This window comes from Candidatus Nanopelagicales bacterium, assembly GCA_041393815.1.
Taxonomy (GTDB): Bacteria; Actinomycetota; Actinomycetes; order S36-B12; family JAWKJK01; genus JAWKJK01.
Genome location: JAWKJK010000002.1, coordinates 675,548 through 697,614, shown reverse-complemented (window position 1 = coordinate 697,614; position 22,067 = coordinate 675,548). Strand labels below are relative to the sequence as shown.

At 74.5% G+C, this 22,067-nt stretch carries 22 protein-coding genes; 3 read left to right on the top strand and 19 right to left on the bottom strand.

Going from position 1 to position 22,067, the window contains the following annotated elements:
• Positions 1-17 precede the first annotated feature (17 nt).
• From truB to rimP, 8 genes are all read right to left on the bottom strand, one after another.
• Positions 18-923: a tRNA pseudouridine(55) synthase TruB gene (gene truB / locus R2737_08705; GenBank protein ID MEZ5116335.1), complete on the bottom strand. Its 906-nt coding sequence runs from the start codon at positions 921-923 to the stop codon at positions 18-20.
• Positions 920-1,996, bottom strand: a complete 1,077-nt coding sequence (locus tag R2737_08700) for a bifunctional oligoribonuclease/PAP phosphatase NrnA (GenBank protein ID MEZ5116334.1) — start codon at positions 1,994-1,996, stop codon at positions 920-922. The genes truB and R2737_08700 overlap by 4 nt, the downstream gene beginning before the upstream one ends.
• A complete protein-coding gene (gene rbfA / locus R2737_08695) occupies positions 1,993-2,490 on the bottom strand; it encodes a 30S ribosome-binding factor RbfA (GenBank protein MEZ5116333.1) in 498 nt (165 codons plus the stop codon). Before rbfA ends, R2737_08700 begins: the two co-directional genes overlap by 4 nt.
• 4 nt (positions 2,491-2,494) lie before the next feature.
• Positions 2,495-2,863, bottom strand: coding sequence for a DUF503 domain-containing protein (locus R2737_08690; GenBank protein ID MEZ5116332.1), 369 nt, complete (start codon positions 2,861-2,863; stop codon positions 2,495-2,497).
• Positions 2,864-2,939: 76 nt separating this feature from the next.
• Positions 2,940-5,783, bottom strand: coding sequence for a translation initiation factor IF-2 (gene infB / locus R2737_08685; GenBank protein MEZ5116331.1), 2,844 nt, complete (start codon positions 5,781-5,783; stop codon positions 2,940-2,942).
• Positions 5,784-5,866: 83 nt separating this feature from the next.
• Positions 5,867-6,286, bottom strand: coding sequence for a YlxR family protein (locus tag R2737_08680; protein MEZ5116330.1), 420 nt, complete (start codon positions 6,284-6,286; stop codon positions 5,867-5,869).
• Positions 6,283-7,338, bottom strand: coding sequence for a transcription termination factor NusA (gene nusA, locus R2737_08675; protein MEZ5116329.1), 1,056 nt, complete (start codon positions 7,336-7,338; stop codon positions 6,283-6,285). The genes R2737_08680 and nusA overlap by 4 nt, the downstream gene beginning before the upstream one ends.
• A gap of 65 nt (positions 7,339-7,403) precedes the next feature.
• Positions 7,404-7,913, bottom strand: a complete 510-nt coding sequence (gene rimP / locus R2737_08670) for a ribosome maturation factor RimP (protein MEZ5116328.1) — start codon at positions 7,911-7,913, stop codon at positions 7,404-7,406.
• A gap of 155 nt (positions 7,914-8,068) precedes the next feature.
• Between rimP and R2737_08665 the strand changes: the two genes are divergently transcribed.
• Entirely contained in the window at positions 8,069-8,626 is a 558-nt protein-coding gene (locus R2737_08665; protein MEZ5116327.1) for a hypothetical protein, read from the top strand.
• On the top strand, positions 8,623-9,027 hold the full coding sequence (locus R2737_08660) for a ferritin-like domain-containing protein (protein MEZ5116326.1): 405 nt from the start codon (positions 8,623-8,625) through the stop codon (positions 9,025-9,027). Before R2737_08665 ends, R2737_08660 begins: the two co-directional genes overlap by 4 nt.
• Before the next feature lie 13 nt (positions 9,028-9,040).
• Here R2737_08660 and R2737_08655 read toward each other — a convergent pair whose 3' ends face one another.
• From R2737_08655 to R2737_08625, 7 genes are all read right to left on the bottom strand, one after another.
• On the bottom strand, positions 9,041-9,883 hold the full coding sequence (locus R2737_08655; GenBank protein ID MEZ5116325.1) for a TSUP family transporter: 843 nt from the start codon (positions 9,881-9,883) through the stop codon (positions 9,041-9,043).
• Positions 9,835-10,596 (bottom strand): HAD family hydrolase, encoded by a 762-nt coding sequence (locus R2737_08650; protein MEZ5116324.1) that lies wholly within the window; start codon positions 10,594-10,596, stop codon positions 9,835-9,837. Before R2737_08650 ends, R2737_08655 begins: the two co-directional genes overlap by 49 nt.
• Before the next feature lie 230 nt (positions 10,597-10,826).
• Complete coding sequence (locus R2737_08645) at positions 10,827-12,596, bottom strand: proline--tRNA ligase (protein ID MEZ5116323.1); 1,770 nt, start codon at positions 12,594-12,596, stop codon at positions 10,827-10,829.
• 117 nt (positions 12,597-12,713) lie between these two features.
• The gene (locus tag R2737_08640) at positions 12,714-13,559 is read right to left on the bottom strand and encodes a GNAT family N-acetyltransferase (GenBank protein ID MEZ5116322.1); all 846 of its coding nucleotides are present in this window, start codon (positions 13,557-13,559) and stop codon (positions 12,714-12,716) included.
• 72 nt (positions 13,560-13,631) lie between these two features.
• Complete coding sequence (gene ispG, locus R2737_08635; GenBank protein MEZ5116321.1) at positions 13,632-14,792, bottom strand: flavodoxin-dependent (E)-4-hydroxy-3-methylbut-2-enyl-diphosphate synthase; 1,161 nt, start codon at positions 14,790-14,792, stop codon at positions 13,632-13,634.
• A gap of 126 nt (positions 14,793-14,918) precedes the next feature.
• A complete protein-coding gene (locus R2737_08630; protein MEZ5116320.1) occupies positions 14,919-15,761 on the bottom strand; it encodes a class I SAM-dependent methyltransferase in 843 nt (280 codons plus the stop codon).
• 73 nt (positions 15,762-15,834) lie between these two features.
• Positions 15,835-17,352, bottom strand: coding sequence for a hypothetical protein (locus tag R2737_08625; protein ID MEZ5116319.1), 1,518 nt, complete (start codon positions 17,350-17,352; stop codon positions 15,835-15,837).
• A 147-nt stretch (positions 17,353-17,499) separates the two neighbouring features.
• Between R2737_08625 and R2737_08620 the strand changes: the two genes are divergently transcribed.
• Positions 17,500-18,051, top strand: a complete 552-nt coding sequence (locus R2737_08620) for a class I SAM-dependent methyltransferase (GenBank protein MEZ5116318.1) — start codon at positions 17,500-17,502, stop codon at positions 18,049-18,051.
• A 179-nt stretch (positions 18,052-18,230) separates the two neighbouring features.
• Here R2737_08620 and R2737_08615 read toward each other — a convergent pair whose 3' ends face one another.
• Genes R2737_08615 through dxr form a run of 4 tightly spaced genes read right to left on the bottom strand, consistent with a single transcriptional unit; the run spans position 18,231 to position 22,014 of the window.
• Complete coding sequence (locus R2737_08615; GenBank protein MEZ5116317.1) at positions 18,231-18,632, bottom strand: DUF3037 domain-containing protein; 402 nt, start codon at positions 18,630-18,632, stop codon at positions 18,231-18,233.
• Positions 18,629-19,426: a HipA family kinase gene (locus tag R2737_08610; GenBank protein ID MEZ5116316.1), complete on the bottom strand. Its 798-nt coding sequence runs from the start codon at positions 19,424-19,426 to the stop codon at positions 18,629-18,631. Before R2737_08610 ends, R2737_08615 begins: the two co-directional genes overlap by 4 nt.
• A gap of 9 nt (positions 19,427-19,435) precedes the next feature.
• The gene (locus tag R2737_08605) at positions 19,436-20,758 is read right to left on the bottom strand and encodes a site-2 protease family protein (GenBank protein ID MEZ5116315.1); all 1,323 of its coding nucleotides are present in this window, start codon (positions 20,756-20,758) and stop codon (positions 19,436-19,438) included.
• Positions 20,758-22,014: a 1-deoxy-D-xylulose-5-phosphate reductoisomerase gene (gene dxr, locus R2737_08600; GenBank protein MEZ5116314.1), complete on the bottom strand. Its 1,257-nt coding sequence runs from the start codon at positions 22,012-22,014 to the stop codon at positions 20,758-20,760. The genes R2737_08605 and dxr overlap by 1 nt, the downstream gene beginning before the upstream one ends.
• Between the last annotated feature and the right edge of the window lie 53 nt (positions 22,015-22,067).

Below are 22,067 nucleotides of genomic sequence, written 5' to 3'. Positions count from 1 at the left end.
AGCCTGCCAGAGCGCGGTCACGCGAGCACGGCCAGGTAGCCGACGGCCCCGTCGCGCGGCTCGGCCAGGGCCAGCAGCATCCCGTCGGGGCCGAGCAGGGCGACCGGGCCGCGGTCGGGTGCCCCCGCCGGCCACGGCAGCCGGCCGCCGTGCCGGACGGCGTCGGCCGTCGTCGCGTCGACGTCGAGGCACGCGAGGGCGCGGCGCGCCACCTGCTCGAGGGTCAGCGGCCGCAGTCGCTCGGCGAGCTCCTCCAGCCCCTGCGCGTCGGCCAGCGTGAACGGCCCGACCCGGGTGCGGCGCAACGCGGTGAGGTGGCCGCCGACGCCCAGGGCGGCGCCGAGGTCGCGGGCGAGGGCGCGTACGTAGGTGCCCGACGAGCAGCGCACGCGGACGTCCACGTCCAGGACCGGCGAGCCGTCGTGGCCGGCGGGGCGCAACGCGAGGACGTCGAACGCCTCGACCGTGACCGGGCGGGCAGGGAGCTCGACGTCCTCCCCGGCCCGGACCCGGGCGTAGGACCGCCGCCCGTCGACCTTGACCGCGGACACCGCGCTCGGGCGCTGCAGGAGGTCGCCGGTCAGGGCCGCGACGCCGGCCCGCACCGCCTCCTCGTCGACCTCGCTGGCCGAGCGGACCGCGGTCGGCTCCCCCTCGGCGTCGTCGGTGACGGTGGCGACGCCCAGCCGGATCGTGGCGTCGTACTCCTTGACCGTCAGCGCCAGGTGGCCCAGCAGCCGGGTGGCGCGGCCCAGGCCGAGCAGCAGGACCCCGGTAGCCATCGGGTCCAGGGTCCCGGCGTGGCCGACCTTGCGGGTGCCGGCGATCCGACGCATCCGGGCCACGACGTCGTGCGACGTCATGCCGGCGGGCTTGTCGACGACCACCAGCCCGTCCGGTCCCGGGGGGCCGGACCGGGTCACGCGGGGGCGCCCGGCGGGGGCGAGTCGACGTGGGCGTGCAGCGCCGTCCGCAACAGCGCGACGATCTCCTCCGGGGGAGCCCAGGACGTCCAGCCCGCGGCGAAGCGATGGCCGCCGCCGTCGTGCCGGGAGGCCAGCGCCCCCACGTCGATGCCGCCGGAGCTGCGCAGCGAGACCCGCCACGCGCCGCCGTCCTCCTGCTTCAGGACCGCCGTGACCTCGGCCTCCCGGGCGGCCCGCAGCGCCTCGACGATCCGCTCGGCGACGTCGAGGGGCAGGCCGTGGCGGGCCCGGTCCTCGGCCGACACCGTGGTGGTGACCAGGCGCGGACCCGGCGTCCCGCACGGCGCGACGTGGTCGTGCACCTCGGCCCGCAGCACCGCCTCGGCCATCAGCCGCAGCGCCGCGATCGGCACGTCGTCGTACAGCCGCCGGCTGATCTCCTCGTGCTGGATGCCCTGCTCCAGCAGCCGCGCGGCCATCCGGTGGGTGTCCGGGGAGGTGTTCGGGAAGCGGAAGCCGCCGGTGTCGGTGACCAGCCCGGCGTACAGGCAGGTCGCGACGTCGGCGTCCAGCGCCAGACCGAGCCGGTCCAGCAAGGCCAGGACGAGCGCGGTCGTCGACGGCGAAGCGACGTCGACCCAGGCGAGGTCGCCGAAGCCGGTGTAGGAGACGTGGTGGTCCAGCACCGCGGTGACGGGAGCCGCGTCCAGCAGCGGGGTGAGCACGCCGGCCCGGTCGGTGCTCGAGGAGTCCAGGACCACCAGCAGGTCCGGCCGCCAGCCGGCGTCGACGGCCTCGAGCAGCTCGGCGGGAGGGACCAGCAGGTCCAGGCCGGGCAGGAACCCCAGCGACTCGGGCAACGCGAACGGGTCGTCCCCGAACGAGACCTGGACCCGCACGGCCCGTGCCGGCAGGGCCAGGCCCAGTGCCAGGGCCGAGCCGAGCGCGTCCGCGTCCGGGCCGACGTGGGCGAGCAGCACCACGTCCCGGGCGCCACGCACCGCGTCGACGATGCCGTCGGAGTCGTCGCGCAGCACCGTGGTCGCGGGTGCGCCGGTGGGCTCGGTCATCCGAGCGGGCCGGTCTCGGCGGTGTCAGCGGACTGGGCCTCGCCGGTGTCGTCGGTCTCGTCGGCCTCGTCGGTCTCGTCGGCGGTGCGGTACGGGTTCTCGCCGCCGGCGTACGACGCTCCCACCGCGCGCTCGGTGACCTCGGCGTCGGAGCGGGCCGCGGCGGCCAGCAGCTCCTCGATGTGCCGGGCGTTCTCGGGAACCGCGTCCGGCACGAACGTCAGGGTGGGAGTGAAGCGGACCCCGGTCTGGCGGCCCACCTCGGAGCGGATGACGCCCTTGGCCGACTCCAGCGCCGCGGCGGTGTCCCGCTGCGCGTCCTCGTCGCCGAGCACGGTGTAGAACACCGTCGCGTCCCTCAGGTCCGCGGTGACCCTGGCGTCGGTGACCGTGACGAACCCCAGCCGCGGGTCCTTCACCCGCCGCTCCAGCATCTCGGCGACGATGACCTTGATCCGGTCGCCCAGCCGGCGCGCCCGCCCGTCGTTGCTCACAGCGTCATCCTGCTTTCTCGCTCGTGCCGGCGCCCGTCGGCGCCAGCACCTCATCGCCGTCCCCGTCGTCCCCGTCCCCGTCGTCGCCGTCGCCCAGCCAACGGCGCCGGGCCGACAGCAGCTCGACCTCCGGCAGCTCGGCCACCCACCGCTCGCACGCGTCCAGCACATCCCGGCAGTGCGCCGCGTCGGCAGACACGACCGCGACCCCGACCAGGGCCCGGCGGTGCAGGTCCCGGTGCCCCGCCTCCGCGGCCGCGACCTCGAACCTGCGGCGCAGCTCGGACACGATCGGCCGGACGACGCCGCGCTTGCCCTTCAGCGAGTGCACGTCGCCGAGCAGCAGGTCGAGCTCCAGGACCCCGACGTGCATCGTCGCCTCCACCCCGAACGGCCGTCTTGCGGGTGTCCCCCGGCCCCTGCTGCGGGGCCGGGGGACACCGGCGTCGTCAGGCGCGGGGCTTCTCCCGCATCTCGTACGTCTCGATCACGTCGTCGACCTTGAGGTCGTTGTAGGACCCCAGGCCGATGCCGCACTCGTAGCCGTCGCGGACCTCGGTCACGTCGTCCTTGAAGCGGCGCAGCGACTCCACCGACAGGTTCTCCGCCACGACCACGCCGTCGCGGACCAGCCGGGCCTTGGAGTTGCGGCGGATCTCCCCGCTGCGGACCAGGCAGCCGGCGATGGTCCCGAACTTGGACGACTTGAAGATCTCGCGGACCTCCGCCGTGCCGAGCTGGGCCTCCTCGTACTCCGGCTTGAGCATGCCCTTGAGGGCCGCCTCGACCTCCTCGATCGCCTGGTAGATGACCGAGTAGTAGCGGATGTCGACGCCCTCGCGGTCGGCGACCTCGCTGGCCTTGCCCTGCGGCCGCACGTTGAAGCCGATGATCACGGCGTCGGACGCGGCGGCCAGCATGACGTTGGTCTCGGTGATCGCGCCGACCCCTCGGTCGATGATCCGCAGCGAGACCTCCTCGCCGACGTCGATCTTCAGCAGAGCGTCCTCGAGGGCCTCGACCGAGCCGGACACGTCGCCCTTGAGGATGAGCTTGAGCTCCTGGACCTCGCCCTGCTCCAGCGACTTGAGGAAGTCCTCCAGCGTGCGCCGGTTGCGGGAGCGGGCCAGCAGCGCGTTGCGCTCGCGGGCCTGCCGGGTCTGCGCGATCTGCCGCGCGACCCGGTCCTCGGACACGACCAGGAACGAGTCGCCGGCGCCGGGGACCGAGGTGAGGCCGAGGACCTGCACCGGACGGGCCGGGCCGGCCTCCTCGATCGCGTCGCCGTGCTCGTCGATCATCGCCCGGACCCGCCCGAAGGCGTCGCCGCAGACGATGGAGTCGCCGGCCCGCAGCGTGCCGCGCTGCACCAGGACCGTCGCGACCGGGCCGCGACCGCGGTCCAGGTGCGCCTCGATCGCGATGCCCTGCGCGTCCTGCGTCGGGTTGGCCCGCAGGTCCAGCGCCGCGTCGGCGGTGAGCAGGATCGCCTCGAGCAGGTCGTCGATGCCGAGCCGCTGCTTGGCGGACACGTCGACGAACATCGTCTCGCCGCCGAACTCCTCGGCGACCAGGCCGTACTCGGTGAGCTGGGTGCGCACCTTCGTGGGGTCCGCGCCCTCCTTGTCCACCTTGTTGACGGCCACCACGATCGGCACGTCGGCGGCCTGGGCGTGGTTGAGCGCCTCGATCGTCTGCGGCTTCACGCCGTCGTCGGCGGCGACCACGAGGACCGCGATGTCGGTCACCTGGGCACCACGGGCACGCATGGCGGTGAACGCCTCGTGGCCCGGGGTGTCGATGAAGGTGACCCGTCGCTCGCCGTCGTCGGTCTTGGCCGAGATCTGGTAGGCACCGATGTGCTGGGTGATGCCGCCGGCCTCCGCGTCCACCACGTTGGTGTGGCGGATCGCGTCGAGCAGCTTGGTCTTGCCGTGGTCGACGTGACCCATGACCGTGACGACCGGCGGTCGGGCGATCAGGTCGCCCTCGGCGCCCTCGTCCTCGCCGAACTCGAGGTCGAACGACTCCAGCAGCTCGCGGTCCTCGTCCTCCGGCGAGACGACCTGCACGTCGTAGTTCAGCTCGGAGCCGAGCAGGCGCAGCGTGTCGTCGTCGACCGACTGGGTCGCGGTGACCATCTCGCCGAGCTTGAACAGCACGGTCACGAGGTCGGCCGCGCTGGCGTTGATCTTGTCGGCGAAGTCAGTGAGCGACGCGCCACGAGGCAGCCGGACGACCTCGCCGCCGCCGCGGGTGACGCGGACGCCGCCGATCGTCGGCGCCTCCATGTTGTCGAACTCCTGGCGCTTCGCCCGCTTCGACTTGCGGCCCCGGGTCGGCTTGCCGCCGGGACGGCCGAAGGCGCCCGCGGTCCCGCCGCGACCGCCGCCACCGGGACGACCGCCGAAGCCGCCGCCACCACCGGGACGACCGCCGAAGCCGCCGCCGCCACCGCCGCCGCCGCCACCGGGACGACCGCCGAAGCCGCCGCCACCGCCGCCGGGACGACCGGGGGCACCGCCGGGACGACCGGGCGCGCCGCCGGGACGACCGGGGGCACCGGGCCGGCCCGGTGCGCCACGGCCCTGGGCCGGGCGCGGCGGCATCATGCCGGGGTTGGGCCGGGGGGCGCCGGGCACGCCACCGCCCGGACGGGGCGGCATCGAGCCGGGGCTCGGCCGCGGACCCGCCGGCGCGGTCCCGGAGCGGCCCATGCCGGTGGTCCCGCTGTAGGGGTTGTTGCCCGGGCGCGGACCGGACGGGCGACCCATCCCGGTGTTGCCGGTGAACGGGTTGTTGCCGGGGCGCGGGCCTGCGGGCCGCGGGGCGCTGCCGGGCGTCGCCGGCTGGGTTGCCGCCGGGGCGGCGGGGGCCGCCGACGCGGCCGGGGCGACCGGCTGCTCGGGGGCGACCGGGGCCTCAGGCGTCGCCGGGGCCGCGGGCGTCACCGGGGCCGCGGGCGTCGCCGGGGCCGTGGGCGCGGCCGCGGGCGGAGTGGCCGGCGTGGGCGCGGCCACCGCCGGGGTGGCGGGCTCGGCCGCCGCAGGCGCGGCGGGCTTCGCAGCCGCAGGCTTGGCCGCAGCGGGCTTGGCCGCCGCGGGCTTGTCGGCCGGGGGCTTGTCGGCCGCGGGTGCGGCCGGCATGGCCTCGCGCAGCTTGCGTACGACCGGGGCCTCGATGGTGGACGAGGCGGAGCGGACGAACTCACCGAGCTCGTGGAGCTTGGCCAGGACGACCTTGCTCTCGACCCCGAGCTCCTTGGCGAGCTCGTAGACCCGAACCTTGGACACGTTTCTCCTGTCTGGTCCGGGCGGTGCCGCGCGGACCGTCAGTGCTGGGTGGACACGCTCATCGGTGCGTGTTCATCGGGCGCTCATTCCTGATCGCTCCCGTTGACGTGGGCGGACGGTGCGGCGCGGTCCTCACCGGGGCCGGCCCCCTCCTCGTCCGGCGCCAGCAGCCGGCGCAGGGCACCGGTGTCGAGCGTGCCGGGGACCCGCAGGGCCCGGGGCAGCGCGCGACGTCGCTCGGCGAGGTCGAGGCACCCGGGTCGACGGTGCAGGTATGCCCCGCGTCCCGGGAGCCGGCCGCGGAGGTCGGGGACGCACGCGCCCTCGGCCGCCACGACCCGCAGGAGGTCGGACTTCGGCGCCCGCTGGCGGCAGCCGACGCAGGTGCGCGTCGGAACTGCCGGGTCCCTCGGACGACCGGCCGCCGGAAAGTCTACCCCGTCCGGACGGGCGGGCCGTCCCGCCGACGGGGACCCGGTCGGGGGCTGGTCTCCCGGGGTCACGCCGGGGCGTCGCCGGGGGCGGGGCCGTCGCCGGGGGCGGGGCCGTCACCGGGGGCGGGGCCGTCGCCGGGGGCGGGGCCGTCGCCGGGAGCGGTGTCGGGCCGGATGTCGATGCGCCAGCCGGTGAGCCGGGCGGCCAGGCGGGCGTTCTGGCCCTCGCGGCCGATGGCCAGCGACAGCTGGTAGTCGGGGACGATCACGCGCGCCGCCCGAGCCGTGGGGTCCACGACGGTCACGCGGGTGACCCGGGCCGGCGACAGCGCGTGCGCGACCATCTCCGCCGGGTCGTCGCTGTGGTCAACGATGTCGATCTTCTCGCCGTGCAGCTCGGTCATCACCTGGCGCACCCGCTGGCCCATGGGGCCGATGCAGGCCCCCTTGGCGTTGACCCCGGGGACGGTGGACTTCACCGCGATCTTGGTGCGGTGGCCGGCCTCCCGCGCCATCGCCGCGATCTCGACGGTCCCGTCAGCGATCTCCGGCACCTCGAGGGCGAACAGCGCCTTCACCAGGCCCGGGTGGCTGCGCGAGAGCGTGACCTGCGGGCCGCGCGGGCCCTTGCGCACGGACACCACGTAGCACTTCAGCCGGGTGCCGTGCTGGTAGGACTCCCCCGGCACCTGCTCGCTGGCCGGCAGCACGCCCTCGACCTTGCCGAGGTCGACGAGCACGACCCGGGGGTCGGAACCCTGCTGCACGACGCCGGACACCAGGTCGCCCTCGCGGCCGGCGAACTCGCCGAACGTGACGTCGCCCTCCGCGTCCCGCAGCCGCTGCAGCAGCACCTGCCGGGCCGTGGTCGCGGCGATCCTGCCGAATCCCTCCGGGGTGTCGTCGTACTCGCGCATCGGCGTGCCGTCGTCGTCGGTCTCGGTGGCCCACACCGTGACGTGACCGGACTTGCGGTCCAGCTCCACCCGCGCCAGCGGTGCGGCGCCGGGCGTGCGGTGGTAGGCGATGAGCAGGGCCTGCTCGATGCTCTCCACGACCAGGTCGAGGGACAGGTTCTTCTCGCGGACCAGTCCCTTGAGGGCGCTGACGTCGATGTCCACGGGTCCTCCTGGGCGGGTTCGGTACGGGATCGAGGGAGTCGGGTGGGCGGCCGGTGGCCGTGACGTCAGCCGGCGCCGGGGGCGTCGTGCGGTTCGGCGTCGTCGGGCTGGGCGGCGTCCGGCCGCGAGAACTCCACCTCCACCACGGCGCGGTCGACGTCGGCGAAGGCCACCGGCACCGACGTCCCGTCGACGTCGAGGACCGCGCCGGCCTCGTCGGCACTGACGACGCGGCCGGTGACGGTCGGGTGGCCGTGCCGGTCGCACCGGACCAGACGGCCGACGGCCCGGCGCCAGTGCCGGGGATGGGTCAGCGGGCGGTCCACTCCCGGGGAGGTCACCTCGAGGACGTAGGGCGCGTCACCGAGCACGTCGGTGTCGTCGAGGGTCGCGGAGACGCGCTCGGACAGGGCAGCGACGTCGTCGAGGGTGATGCCGCCGTCGCGGTCCACGACGACCCGGACGACCCGGCGCCGGCCCGCGGTCCGGACCTCGACGTCCTCGAGGTCGGCACCGGCGGACGAAACCACCGGACCGAGGACCTCGCGCAGGCGGTCCCGCGACACGTGCTGCATGGGTCCTCCCGCGTGCGTCCTGTTGTAGGTGCCTGGTTGTCCGCCCGCGGCACGTCCGGACTGCCGGCGGGGCGTCCGTCCGTGGGGCCGCGGGACTGGTGGCGAGCCTACCCGCCCCCCGGGCCGGGGAGGGCCCGCGTGCGATCCTGGCGCGCGTGAGACGCACGTCGCGCCGCGCCCTGCTGGCCGGGCTGATGGCCCTGCCCGTGGCGCCGCTGGCGGGATGCACGTCCGGCGACGCCACGCCGCCGGACCCGAGCCGGGCGACCGGCACCGCGGCCGACGCGGACGCCCTGCTGCGGGGCCGGGTCACCGCCGCCGAGGACGCCCTGGTGGCGCGCTACGACGCCACGATCGCCGCGCACCCCGCGCTGGCCGAGCGGCTCGCGCCGCTGCGCGACCAGCACCTGGCCCACCGGGAGGCCGTGACCGCGGAGGGGCCGGTGGCGGACGGCGGTGCCGCCGCCCCGTCCCCGTCGCCGTCGGGAGGTCCCGCGGGGGGCGGTTCGGGCGGCTCCGGCGGCCCGGCGACCGCGGTCCCGACCGACCGCGCCGCGGCGGTCGCCGCCTTGCGCCGAGCCGAGCAGGAAGCGGCCCGGGACCGTACCGAGGCCTGCACCGCGGCAGCGGGCGCGGGGCTGGCGCGTCTGCTCGCGCTGGTCGCCGCCAGCGAGGCCTCCCACCAGGCCGCCCTCGGGGGTGGCACCGCATGAGCGAGCTGGAGGCGCTGGAGGCAGCGGTCGCCGGCGAGCACGCGGCGGTCTACGCGTACGGACTGGTCGGCGGCAGGCTGCCGGCAGACCAGCAGGGCCGGGCGCGTAGCGCGCTGGACGCGCACCGCGCGCGCCGGGACCGGCTCCGCGCCCGGGTCGTCGCCCTCGGGGGGACCCCGCCGCCGGCGGCGATCGCCTACGACCCGCCGTTCCCGGTCATCGACGCCGAGTCGGCGCGGGCGCTCGCCGCGTACGTGGAGGACCGGCTGGTCCCGGTCTACGCCGACCTGGCCGCGGCGGTGACCGGGGACGAGCGCACCGAGGCCGTGCTCACGGCCCGTGAGGCGGCGGTCCGCGCGGTCGCGTGGGGCGGGTCACCGCAGGCCTTCCCCGGCGGCTGATCCCCCCGCTCCCTCAGCCGGCCAGCACGTCCCAGCCGAGCCGGGCGATGAGCACCCCGACGACGGCGAGGAACACCACCCGGACGAAGCCGCTGCCGCGGGCGACGGCGGTGCGGGCCCCGATGACGGCACCGAGGACGTTCGCGGCGCCCATGAGCAGACCCAGCCCCCACAGCACCGAGCCGCTCACCCCGAAGACGATCAGGGCGGCGAGGTTGGTCCCCACGTTGACGACCTTCGCCGTGGCCGAGGCGCGCAGGAACGAGTAGCCGAGTCCGGCCACCAGCAGGAACACCAGGAACGACCCGGTCCCCGGGCCGAGCATCCCGTCGTACGTCCCGATGACCGCGCCGCCGGCGACCGCCAATGCGTAGTGGCGGCGGCCGGTGAAGCGGCGGGCCTCCTCCTCGCCCAGCGCGGGGCGCAGCAGCGTCCACAGCCAGGCGACCACCAGCAACACCAGGACCACCGGGCGGAACGCGCCGGGCGGGACCCGGGTGGCCACGGTCGCCCCGAGGGCGGATCCCACGAAGGCGGCGACCGCCATCGGCACGGCGGTGCGCAGGTCCGGCGTCGCCCGGCGCAGGTAGGTGACCGCGGCCGCCGACGTCCCGAGGACGGCGGAGAGCTTGTTGGTCCCCAGGGCAACGGCCGGCGGCTGCCCGGGCATCGCGAGCAGCAGCGCGGGCAGCTGGACCAGCCCGCCGCCCCCGCTGACCGCGTCGACCCACCCGGCCACTAGGGCCGCGGCGCACAGCAGCGCGACGGTGAGGGGCTCGAGGGCCGACGGGTCGGCGGCCACGGCGCTCAACCGGCGCCGGACCCGTCGGCGGGCGTGGCCGGTGCCGCGTTCCATCCGTCGACCACGTCGAGGACCTCGCCGAGTCGGGCGACGACCGCGTCCGGGGTCACCTCGACCTCGACCCGCTGGCGCTGCGGGATCGTCGAGTGCGGCACCAGGACCCCGCGCATCCCCACCTGCTGGGCGCCGTGCACGTCGTCCCACACCCGGTCGCCGACGAACACGGTGGTCGCCGGGTCGACACCGCCGACGGCCTCCAGCGCGATCCGGAACGCGTCGGCGTGCGGCTTCGCGACGGGGAGCTCGCTGGTGTAGACCGCGCCGTCGATGAGGTCCAGCAGCCCGTCCCGGGCGAAGACCTCCTCGTGGTGGCTGCGCGGCCACATGGTGTTGGACAGCACGCCCACCCGGATGCCGCGCCCCCGCAGCGCGCGCAGCAGCGGCACGGCGTCGGGGTCGGCGTAGGTGTGCGGGTCCCAGAAGTCCAGGTAGGCGGCCAGCGCGTTGAGGTGGCGGCCCGTGGAGGTGTCGATGCCCAGCTCGGCGAACATCGCCTCCAGGCCGCCGGTGCCGTCGGCGCCGCCGCTGGTGCGCTGCCGGTCCCAGCGGTGCTCCTCGGCCTCGTACAGGGCCCGGGCGAGCTCACCGGCGCGCGGCGGGTCGTAGGCCTCGGCGTAGGCGTACCACTGGGCCACCAGGTCCACGTCGTGCCACGGCGTGAGCGTCCCGCCCCAGTCGAACACGACCGCCTCGACCCGTCCGCTCACCACCGCCACCCTCCCGTCCCGGTTCGCACTCTCCCCGACGCCGCAACCCCCCCCGTCAGTTGGGCACACGATCCGCTTAGCGGATCGTGTGCCCAACTGGGGCGGCGTGTCGCGCGGGGATGAGGGAACACGATCCGGGCGATGTGACCGGTGGGACTGCTGGGGCGACGGATCCGGCCGCCGCGGGCACTCGGCCCTCGGATCCGACCGCTCCCCGCAGCGGCCGGCCGTCAGGCCCGGCAGGCCGCCGCGATCCGGTGCACCGCCTCGTCCAGCGGCACCTCGGTCCGCTCCCCCGTCGCCCGGTCCTTCAGCTCCACGACCCCGTCGGCCAGCCGTTTGCCGACCACGACGATCGTCGGGACGCCGAGCAGCTCGGAGTCGTTGAACTTCACCCCCGGGGACACCCCGCGCCGGTCGTCGAGCAGGACCCGCAGGCCCGCCTCCTCCAGGCCCCCGGCGAGCACCTCCGCAGCCTCGAACGGGGCGTCCTCCTTGCCCGTGGCCACGATGTGCACGTCGGCCGGGGCCACCTCGCGCGGCCAGATCAGGCCCTTGTCGTCGTGGCTCTGCTCCGCGATCGCGGCCACCGCCCGGGACACCCCGATGCCGTACGACCCCATCGTGACCGTGACGAGCTTGCCGTTCTCGTCGAGGACCTTCAGGTCCAGCGCGTCGGCGTACTTGCGGCCGAGTTGGAAGATGTGGCCGATCTCGATGCCACGCGCGATCTCCAGCGCGCCGCCGCAGACCGGGCAGGTGTCGCCCTCGCGCACCTCGGCGGCCTCGATCGTGCCGTCGGCGCCGAAGTCGCGACCCATGGTCAGGTCGTAGACGTGCCGACCCTGCTCGTTGGCGCCGGTGATCCAGCGGGTGCCTTCGACGACGCGGGGGTCGACGAGATAGCGGATCCCCGACGCCGACGACTCGCCCAGCGCCTGCGGGCCGATGTAGCCCTTGACCAGCGCCGGGTACCGCGCGAAGTCGGCCTCCTCGAACGGCCGCGGCTGCGCCGGGTGCAGCACCGCCTCCAGCCGCTTCATGTCGACCTCGCGGTCGCCGGGCAGGCCGACGACCAGGGGGGCTTCGGTGCCGTCGGGCGCGACGACCATGAGCACCACGTTCTTCAGCGTGTCGGCGGCCGTCCACGCCCGGTCCGCTCGGCGCAGGTCGTCGCGGGCGTTGGACAGGTCGACCAGCGTCTCGATGGTGGGCGTGTCCGGGGTGTCGTGGACGTGCGCGGCCGGCACGTCGTCGTACGCCAACGCCGGCGGCGCCACGGTGACGACCGCCTCGACGTTGGCCGCGAAGTCACCGTTCACGCAGCGCACGTAGGTGTCCTCGCCGGCGTCGGTCGGCGCCAGGAACTCCTCGCTGGCACTGCCGCCCATGGCGCCGGACATCGCCGACACGATGAGGTACTGCAGCCCCAAGCGCTCGAACGTGTTGATGTAGGCCGCGCGGTGCCGGGCGTAGGACTCGGCCAGCCCCGCGTCGTCGACGTCGAAGGAGTACGAGTCCTTCATGACGAACTCGCGTCCCCGCAGCAGGCCGCCACGGGGTCGCGGCTCGTCGCGGTACTTCGTCTGGATCTGGTAGATGCACAGCGGGAGGTCCTTGTACGACGAGTACAGGTCCTTCACCAGCAGCGTGAACATCTCCTCGTGGGTGGGGCCGAGCAGGAAGTCGTTGCCCCGCCGGTCCTTCAGCCGGAACAGGTCCGGCCCGTACTCCGTCCAGCGGTTGGTCAGCTCGTACGGCTCCCGAGGCAGCATCGCCGGGAAGTGCACCTCCTGGAAGCCGGCGCGGTCCATCTCCTCGCGCACGATCCGCTCGACGTTGCGGTAGACGAGGTAGCCCAGCGGCAGCCAGGAGTAGTGCCCGGGAGCGACCCGTCGCACGAAGCCGCCGCGCACCAGCAGCTTGTGGCTGGGCACCTCGGCGTCGGCCGGGTCCTCGCGCAGGGTGCGCAGGAACAGGGTCGACATCCGCAGCAGCACGGGGTTCTCCTTCGGTCCGACGGCCCGGCGCGGTGGCCCGCGGGGCCCGCGCAGGATATCCGGGCGCGGACGACGCCTCAGGACGGCACCGGGGGCCTCGGAACGGAACGGGGTGCCTCAGAACAGCACGGTGGCGAAGGTGCCGACCTCGCGGAACCCCACGGTGACGTACGACTTGCGGGCCGCGGTGTTGTAGTCGTTGACGTACAGCGACACCACCGGGGCGATCCGCTCGCGGGCCGCCTGCACGACGGCGGCCATGCCCGGGGCGGACAGGCCGCGGCCGCGGTCCGCGGGATCGACCCAGACCCCCTGGACCTGGCAGGCCGCGTCGGTCGCGGCCCCCACCTCGGCCTTGAAGACGACCCGGCCGTCCTCGATCCGCGCGAACGCCCGCCCGGCCCGGACGATGTCGCCGATCCGGGCCCGGTAGGACTCGTACGCCCCGCCGGCCACCGGCGAGACGCCGACCTCCTCGGTGAACATGGCGATGCAGGCGGGAAGCAGGAGGTCGAGCTCGTCGAGGCGCACCGGACGGACGAACGGGTCCGCCGCGATCCGGGGCTCGCTGTCGCAGACCATCAGCGGCTGGCGCGTGCGGACCTCGCGGGCGGTGCCCCAGGCGGGCTCGAGCAGCCGCCACAGGTCGAGCACCTCCGACGCGGGCCCGACGATGGACGAGCAGCGCCGCCCGACCCGACGGGCCCGGTCGGCGAACGCGGCCCGCGCGGCCGGCCCGGTGTCGATCGGGATCACGTTGGCGCCGACGTACAGCGCGGAAGTGAGCCGGCCGGTGTCGACGTAGCCCCACACCTCCCCGCCGAGCCGCCACAGGTCCATGCCAGCGGCGTCGAGGCGGGCGGAGACGAAGCAGTGGGTGACCGGGTCGTGCGCCAGCAGACGGCGCAGTGACTCGACCTCGCGCGAGGTCAGGACCCGCAGCACGCCCGGCACGGCGGCCATCCTGCCGAAGCCGGGGGTCGAGGCGCCGCGTCACACGCCGCGACGTCACCCGGTCCCGCGCGGGAGGCCGGGTCAGGCCGGGGTGGTCACCACCGGGTCGCCGGGCTCGAGGCCCTCGGCCTCGGCCAGCTTGAGGGCCTCCTCGATCAGGGTCTCGACGATCTGCGCCTCGGGGACGGTCTTGATGACCTCGCCGCGGACGAAGATCTGGCCCTTGCCGTTGCCCGAGGCCACGCCGAGGTCGGCCTCACGGGCCTCCCCCGGTCCGTTGACCACGCAGCCCATGACGGCGACGCGCAGCGGGACCTCGAGGCCCTGCAGCCCGGCGGTGACCTGCTCGGCCAGTGTGTAGACGTCGACCTGGGCGCGCCCGCAGGACGGGCAGGACACGATCTCCAGGCCGCGCTGGCGCAGGTTGAGGGACTCCAGGATCGCGTTGCCGACCTTGACCTCCTCGACCGGCGGCGCCGACAGGGAGACGCGAATCGTGTCGCCGATGCCCTGGGACAGCAGCGCACCGAAGGCCACCGCCGACTTCACGGTGCCCTGGAACGCGGGGCCGGCCTCGGTCACCCCGAGGTGCAGCGGGTAGTCGCACTTCTCGGCCAGCAGCCGGTAGGCCTGCACCATCACCACGGGGTCGTGGTGCTTCACCGAGATCTTGATGTCGCGGAAGCCGTGCTCCTCGAACAGCGAGCACTCCCACAGCGCCGACTCGACGAGCGCCTCCGGCGTGGCCTTGCCGTACTTCTCCAGCAGCCGCTTGTCCAGCGACCCGGCGTTGACGCCGATCCGGATCGGGATGCCCGCGTCCGCCGCGGCCTTCGCGATCTCCCCCACCCGGTCGTCGAACTGCTTGATGTTGCCGGGGTTCACCCGAACGCCCGCGCAGCCCGCGTCGATGGCCGCGAAGACGTACTTGGGCTGGAAGTGGATGTCGGCGATGACCGGGATGTCGGCCTTCCGCGCGATCGCGGGCAGCGCCTCCGCGTCGTCCTGGCTGGGTACGGCCACCCGGACGACCTGGCAGCCGGCGGCGGTCAGCTCGGCGATCTGCTGCAACGTCGCGTTCACGTCCGCCGTCAGCGTGGTGGTCATCGACTGCACGCTGATGGGGGCGTCGCCGCCGACGGGCACCGGGTGGTGCGGGTGCCGCAGCAGGATCTGCCGCGACTTCCGGCGCGGCGCCAGCGTGGGCGGGGGCAGCGGCGGCATCCCGAGGGACACGGACATGCGGTGATCGCCTCTTCCGTACGGGCTCTGGCGCGATGCGACCCGGGTCCGGGATCGCGGAGTCCAGTATCCCCCGGCCGCGGCCGCACCACCCGTCGGCGGACGTCGCGGCCGCGGAGGGTGGGTCTACCGGGTGCCGACGACGCAGCGCGCCACTCCGGGGAGCCTGATCCTGCCGTCGCTCTGGTACTCGCTCACCCGATCGACCACCGCGCGAGCGACCCGCTCGCGTGCGCCCGGGTCGAGATGGGCCAGCGCCGCCACCGCCAGTGACACGTGCTCGCTGAGCATCTCCCAGGCCTGCTCGGGCGAGTCCGTCACGAGCTCCACCGGCACGTCCCACTCGGAGACGTCGCGCAGGCCGGCCGCGTCGTACACGCGGGACAGCTGACCCGGCTCGGCGCAGCGGAACATGCCGGGCGCACCGGGCGGGGCCGGGGGGAGCTCGACCTCGGCCCCGATGGCGTCCAGCACGAGCGTGGTCCACGGGTTGACGTCGCGCCCGGCCCAGACCGACGAGCACAGGCGCCCACCGGGACGCAGCACCCGCGCCAGCTCGGCGGTCGCCGCGTAGAGGTCCGGGAAGAACATGTAGCCGAACCGGACCGAGACGCTGTCGAACGCGGCGTCCTCGAACGGCAGCGCGTCGACGCCGCACACCCGCGTCTCGACGTTGGTCACGTTCATCGCCCGCGCCCGTCGCATCGCCACCGCCAGCATCTCGGCGGAGAGGTCGGTGAGGACGACCCGGCCGCTCGGCACGAGGCCGGCGACGGTCAGCCCGGGCTCCCCCGTCCCGCTGGCCACGTCCAGGTGCCGGTGCCCGTCGGCTAGGCCGAGGCTGCCGATGATCGCGGCGCTGGCAGGGGCCAGCTGATCCATGATCACGCCGTCCCACTTCTCCCAGCCCGCGGCCAGCGCGGCCCAGGTGCGCCGTTGGGCCCGCAGGATCTCGTCCTCGCTCGGCATCGGCCCTCCCCGCGGTCGGAGCCTCCATGGAACCTCAGGACCGGCGCGGACGGAATGCCCGCGGTCCGGTCGATCAGGCCGCGACGGATCGAGGCGGCGGGCCGCCCTGCGGTTCCGGCGGGTGTCCTCGTCGGAGCCGTTCGGCGACCGTGGCGCCGTCGACCCCGACGTAGCCGTGGTCCGGTGGGGTGAACCGCCATCGGTCGGGATGCCCGGGGTCGAGGTCGGCGTCGGCGAGGATGCGCCACCGGCCCTCGTGCAGCAGGTGGTGGTGCCGCGAGCACACCAGGACCAGGTTCGACAGGCAGGTGGCGCCGCCCCGCTCCCACTCCCGGACGTGGTGGGCCTCGCAGCGCTCCGCACCCACCCGGCAGCCGGGGAACCGGCAGTGCCGGTCCCGAACGGCGAGCGCAGTCCGCTGGTCACGGGTGGCGGTGCGGTAGCGCCGCGCGATGCAGTGCACGTGCGAGCACTGCCCGGTGAGGTCGTGCGGGTCGACGCCGGCCGCTGCATCGCGGGTCCGCCGGTCGCTGCGGGCGATCTGACCCAGCGACGAGCGGTCGGGCACCAGCCCGTCGACGTGCACCTCGGTGACCTCGGCGTCGCACAGCACCCGCTCGACCGTCTCCGCTGCAACGGTTACCGGCTCTCGACCCGGCAGGAGCAACTGGCCAGGAGCGCCGTCGCGGTGGTGGTCCGCGGACACCAGCACCGACGCCGAGACCGGGGCGCCGTTTCGGGTGCCGGCCGACTGCGATCCGACGAGCTCGGTCAGGATCTCGGCGAACGCGTCGGCGAGCAGGCGCGGGCGGGCGACCGTACGGCGCCGCTCGTCCTCCTCCTCGTCGCCGGTGGGGAGCAGGTCCTCAGGCAGTGAGCCGGTGCGGAACCACCGGTCGACGCGGGCCTCGAGCAGCTCGACGAGCTGGGCCGCGGTGAGCGCGTCGAGCACCATGGTCACTACCGCCGTGGCGCCCACTCGGCCGACGCGCACGTGCCGGCGCTCCAGTGCTTCGAGTGCGCGTCGGGCCGCACTCTCGGGATCGAGGTGGAACACCAGTGCGGCCGCGACCCGCTCGACGTCGGCCACCGTGCCCGCCTCGCAGACAGGCAGCATGATCGCCTCTCCCTTGGTCCGCGCGTCCTCGCGCTCGGGGCCGCGCAGGTCCGCGACCGCCGAGGCGATGCCCTGCGCGGCCGCCCGCGCGGCGTCGGCGCAGATGCGCCCGGCCAGGACTCCGTCGCGCAGCCTCGGATGCCGCTCGAGCCCGACGCCGAGACCACTGATCCGCCCCGCCTGGCCGCGACTCACCCCGAGGCCGTCGGCCACGAAGCCGCGCACGCTGAAGAAGCCCGCGCTGCGCAGGTCACCGGTGAGGTACGCCGCCCGCAGCAGCTCGGCCGCCGCGGCCTCCCCGAGACCGGTCGCGCGCACCAGCTCCGCGGCCAGCCCGGCGTGCGCGGCCCCGTCCAGCTGCCGGTGCTCGCCGTCCGCGACGCGGGTGCCGATGCGCTCCGCGACCTCGAGCAGCAGGGCGACGTCCGCGCCCAGCGAGCCACCGCTGCGCGGCGCCACCCCGTCGTCCCCCATGCCCATTATCGTACACCAGTTCGAATGGCGAGGGAAGTCCGAAGGCCAACAATCCCAACGACTTTCGCGCCTGGGTAGCCGCTCTACCACGACGCCACACGTGGGCATCAACGGCGGCAATCCCGTGCGCCGCCCGATACTTCATCCATGACGTGGGTGTCCGAGGCTCGATCCCGTGCCTACGCCGCCGGGTTCTCCTTCTCGTGCTCGGAGGGCACCGCAGACCTGCTGGGGAATCTTGTCCGCACGCTGTCCGGGGACGTGCGTGCAGGTGAGGTGGGATCCGGGTACGGGGTAGGAACTGCCGCCATAGCAGCCGCGCTGCCCGTGGGGGGCACCTTGGTCAGTGTGGAGCTCGACGCTGAGCGCGCTCAGCAGACCCGCGAGTTGTTCGCAGACGATGCCCGGGTGCAGGTGGTGACCGGGAACGAACAGGCCCTGCTGGACTTCGGTCCCTTCGACTTCGTGTTTCTCGACGGCGGCCCGAAGCCGACTCCCGAAGGAGTTCTCAGGCTGCTCCGTGTCGGTGGCGTCGCCGTCATCGACGACTTCACGCCCAGCGAGAATCCGGAGTACCCACAGTTCGAGGACCGCCCCGACTGGGTGCGCCTCGCCTATCGAGACAGTCCCTCTCTCGGATACGCCGAGTATCCGGTTTCGGACCACGAGGTCGCGGTTGTCTTGACGCGACGGCACTGAGGCACTCCGGCAGTTGCGTCTCTGCTGCGTGGTTGCTCGCGCTGTTCATCAACACGCTGCTGTCCGCGGAGGCAGGCGCGGTCTGCGGTCCCGCCTAGGGCACGACCAGCCCCGACCGCGGGACCCGGTATCCCTCGCCCCTCGCTCGCGCACCCCCGACGGACGGTCGGCGGGCGACGTCAGCGGACCAGGTGCTCCAGCAGCCGGGCCAGCCGACGGGCGGGGTCGTCGGTGACCCCCGAGTGCACCGGGCCGCACTGGACCACGGTGCTGTGCGGCGCGGTCAGTCGTCCGAACCGTTCGCCTCGCGAGCCGGTGGCCGCCGGTCCGGCGGCGGGGTCACCCGCGCACACCGCGACGACGGCGTCCAGGGCGGCCCGGACCGCCTCGACGTCCACGCCGGCGTCGAGGACCCGCAGCCGTTCCTCGTCGAGGTGAGTCCGCGCCTGCAGGAAGTCCGCCGCCTGGCAGTAGACGACGACGCCGACGTTGATGCACTCGCCCCGGTCCACCCGCGGCACCGCGCGGATCACCGCGTACTGGAAGGGCTGCTCGGTGCCCGGCCGGTCACCGTCGATCATCCGACCACCACCTCCCGCCAGGGCGCCGACGGCAGCGCCAGGCGGGCGAGCAGCATCTCGACGTACCGCCGCCGCCACCGGTCGGCGTCCGCGTCGGGCAGCGCGCCCGCGAGCGCCGCATTGGTCCCCTCCAGCCACGGGTCCGGCACCAGGGCGAGCACCTCCTCCAGCAACTGGGGCGTCATCTGGGCGGTCAGCCGCTCGTCCACCTGCGCCCGCCCCGGCGCCCCCAGGCTCCGGGCGACCCCGGACAGCACATGGTCCCCGACGTCGTACGACCGCGCCGCCCACTCGTGCGGGTCGGGCCAGGCGTGCTGGAACACCAGCGCGGCGCCGTGGTCGATGGCCCACAGAAGGCGGTGCCACACCAGCAGGTTCGGGTTGCGCCAGGAGCGGTCCACGTTCCCGGTGAACGCGTCCAGCCAGAGGACGGCTGCGGCGTCCTCTGGCGACGGCCGCCAGCCCACGCCGTCGTACCCGACCGACCCGGGCAGGAAGTCGATGCCCAGGTTGTCGCCCGCGCTGGCCGCGAGCAGGTCCTGGACCTCCTCGTCCGGCTCCCGCGCAGCGATCCGAGGGTCCAGGTCGACCACGACCAGCTCGGGCACCCGCACGCCGAGCCGGCGGCCGAGCTCGCCGACCACCACCTCGGCCACCAGCGACGCCGTGCCCTGGCCGGCGCCGCGGAACTTGGCGACGTAGATCCCGTCGTCGTCGGCCTCCACCAGCCCGGGGAGCGAGCCGCCCTCGCGCAGCGGCGTGACGTAGTGGGTGGCCCGGACTCGGCGCAGCACGGCGGTCTGTCAGCCCAGGGTGATGGGCTTGACCAGGTCGGCCCAGATCACGATCAGGCTCATCCCGATGAGCACGGCGGCGACGCCGTACGCGACCGGCATCAGCCGGGCCAGGTCGACCGGCCCGGGGTCCGGCTTCCCGCGCCACTTCGCCAGCCGGCGCCGGGTCCCCTCCCACAGGGCACCGGCCACGTGACCGCCGTCCAGCGGCAGCACCGGCAGCAGGTTGAACAGGAACAGGAACAGGTTCAGCGAGGCCGCGAGACCCAGGAACGTCGCGGCCTTGGCCTCGATCGGCTCGTCGAGCGCAGCGATCTCACCGCCGAGCCGGCTGACTCCGACCACCGACACCGGCCCGTCGATCTGCCGCTCCCCGCCGCCGATCAGCGTGTCGGTGAGCAGTTCGTACAGCCGCACCGGCAGCGACACCAGCGCCTTCACCGATGCCGTCGTCAGGTCCCACATCTGCTGCGGCACCGCCGACCACGGCTGGGACACGTACGCGATCTCGGGGCGGACGCCGAGGTAGGACACCGACTCGGTCTCCCCGGTAGGCCGTCCGGTCTCGTCGGTGACCGGACGCTCCGCGGTGGCCAGCGTCGTCTCGGTGGTGACCTGGCTGCCGCCCCGGTCGAGCACGATCGTCACGGGTACGGCGCCCGCGGCGCGGACCCAGGCGGTCATCTCGTCCCACGAGGTGAACTCCCGGCCGTCGATCGACACGATCGTGTCGCCGGGCTGGATCCCGGCCGCCGAGGCCGGCGAGGGCTGCGAGCCGGCCGGGCAGCCGCCGGCCTCGGTCGCGTCGGCGGACGGGTTTGCGGACGTGGGAGTGCAGGCGGTGACCGCGGTGACCTGCAGGGTCGGCTCGGGCAGGCCGATCCCGACCAGCACGCCGGCGAACAGGACGAACGCCAGCAGCAGGTTCATCAGCGGTCCGCCCAGCATGATGACGATCCGCTTGCGCACGGGGAGCTTGTAGAAGACGCGGTTCTCGTCTCCGGGCGCGACCTCCTCCAGCGACTGGCGGCGGGCCTCCTCGACCAGGAGCGCCATCCGGCCGGTGGTGGCGGCCCGGGCGGTGCCGGGCGGGGCGTCCTTCGGCGGCGGCAGCATCCCGATCATCCGGATGTAGCCGCCCAGCGGGATCGCCTTGACGCCGTAGTCCGTCTCGCCGCGGCGCCGCGACCACACCATCGGGCCGAAGCCGATCATGTACTCGGTGACCTTGACCCCGAAGCGCTTCGCGGGGACCAGGTGGCCGACCTCGTGCAGCGCGATCGACAGCATGATCACCAGCGCGAACAGCACGATGCCGATGACGGTGAGCATCAGCCGTCCTCCCCCGGTACTCGGGTGCGGGTCATGGCGGTCGAGTCCAGCCCGGTCACCTCGCGAGCGCGGCGCCGGGCCCAGTCCTCCGCGGAGAGGACGTCCGCCAGTGTCACCCGGTTCCCGTCCCGACCGCTCGGACCCACGTCGGCCAGGTGCTCCTCGAGCACCCGCGCCACGGTGTCCACGATGCCGAGGAACGGGATGCGACCGGACAGGAAGGCAGCCACGCACTCCTCGTCGGCAGCGTTGAACACCGCGGGCGCGGTGCCCCCGACCGTGGCCGCGCGCCGGGCCAGGGCCACCGCGGGGAACGCGCCCTCGTCCAGCGGGAAGAACTCCCAGGACGTGGCCCGCGTCCAGTCGCAGCCCGGCGCCGCGTCCGGGACCCGATCCGGCCACGACAGCCCAAGCGCGATCGGCAGTCGCATGTCCGGCGGACTGGCCTGCGCCAGCGTCGAGCCGTCGGTGAACTCCACCATCGAGTGCACGACCGACTGGGGGTGCACGACCACGTCGATCCGCTCCAGCGGCAGGTCGAACAGCAGGTGCGCCTCGATGACCTCGAGCCCCTTGTTCATCAGGGTCGCGGAGTTGACCGTCACCAGGGGTCCCATGTCCCAGGTCGGGTGGGCCAGCGCCTGCTCGGGCGTGACGTCGGCGAGGGCGTCGCGATCCAAGCCGCGGAAGGGGCCGCCGCTGGCCGTGAGCACCAGCCGCCGGACCTCCGCGGCCGTCCCACCGCGCAGGCACTGGGCCAGCGCGGAGTGCTCGGAGTCCACCGGCACGATCTGCCCGGGCCGGGCCAGGTCCTTCACCAGCGGTCCCCCGACGATGAGGGACTCCTTGTTGGCCAGTGCGAGGGTGCGCCCGGCCTCCAGCGCGCGCAGCGTCGGGACCAGTCCGGCCGACCCGCTCATGCCGTTGAGCACCACGTCGCACGGCCAGGCGGCCACCTCGGCTGCCGAGTCCGGGCCGGCCAGGATCTTGGGTACGGCGAACTCGCCGGACGCGAACCCGCGGCGCTGGGCCTCGGCGTAGAAGGCCAGCTGCAGGTCCGAGGCGGCACCGGCGCGGGCCACCGCGACCACGTCGACGCCGAACTCCAGGGCCTGGGCGGCGAGCAGCGCGACGTCGGACCCGCCGGCGGCGAGGCCGACCACGCGGAACCGGTCGGGGTTGCGGCGCACGATGTCCAGCGCCTGGGTCCCGATGGACCCGGTGCTGCCCAGCAGCACCACCTCGCGCACCGTCACGCGGACATTGTCGCCGACCGGAACGCCGACGGCGACGCCGCGACCGGGGCAGG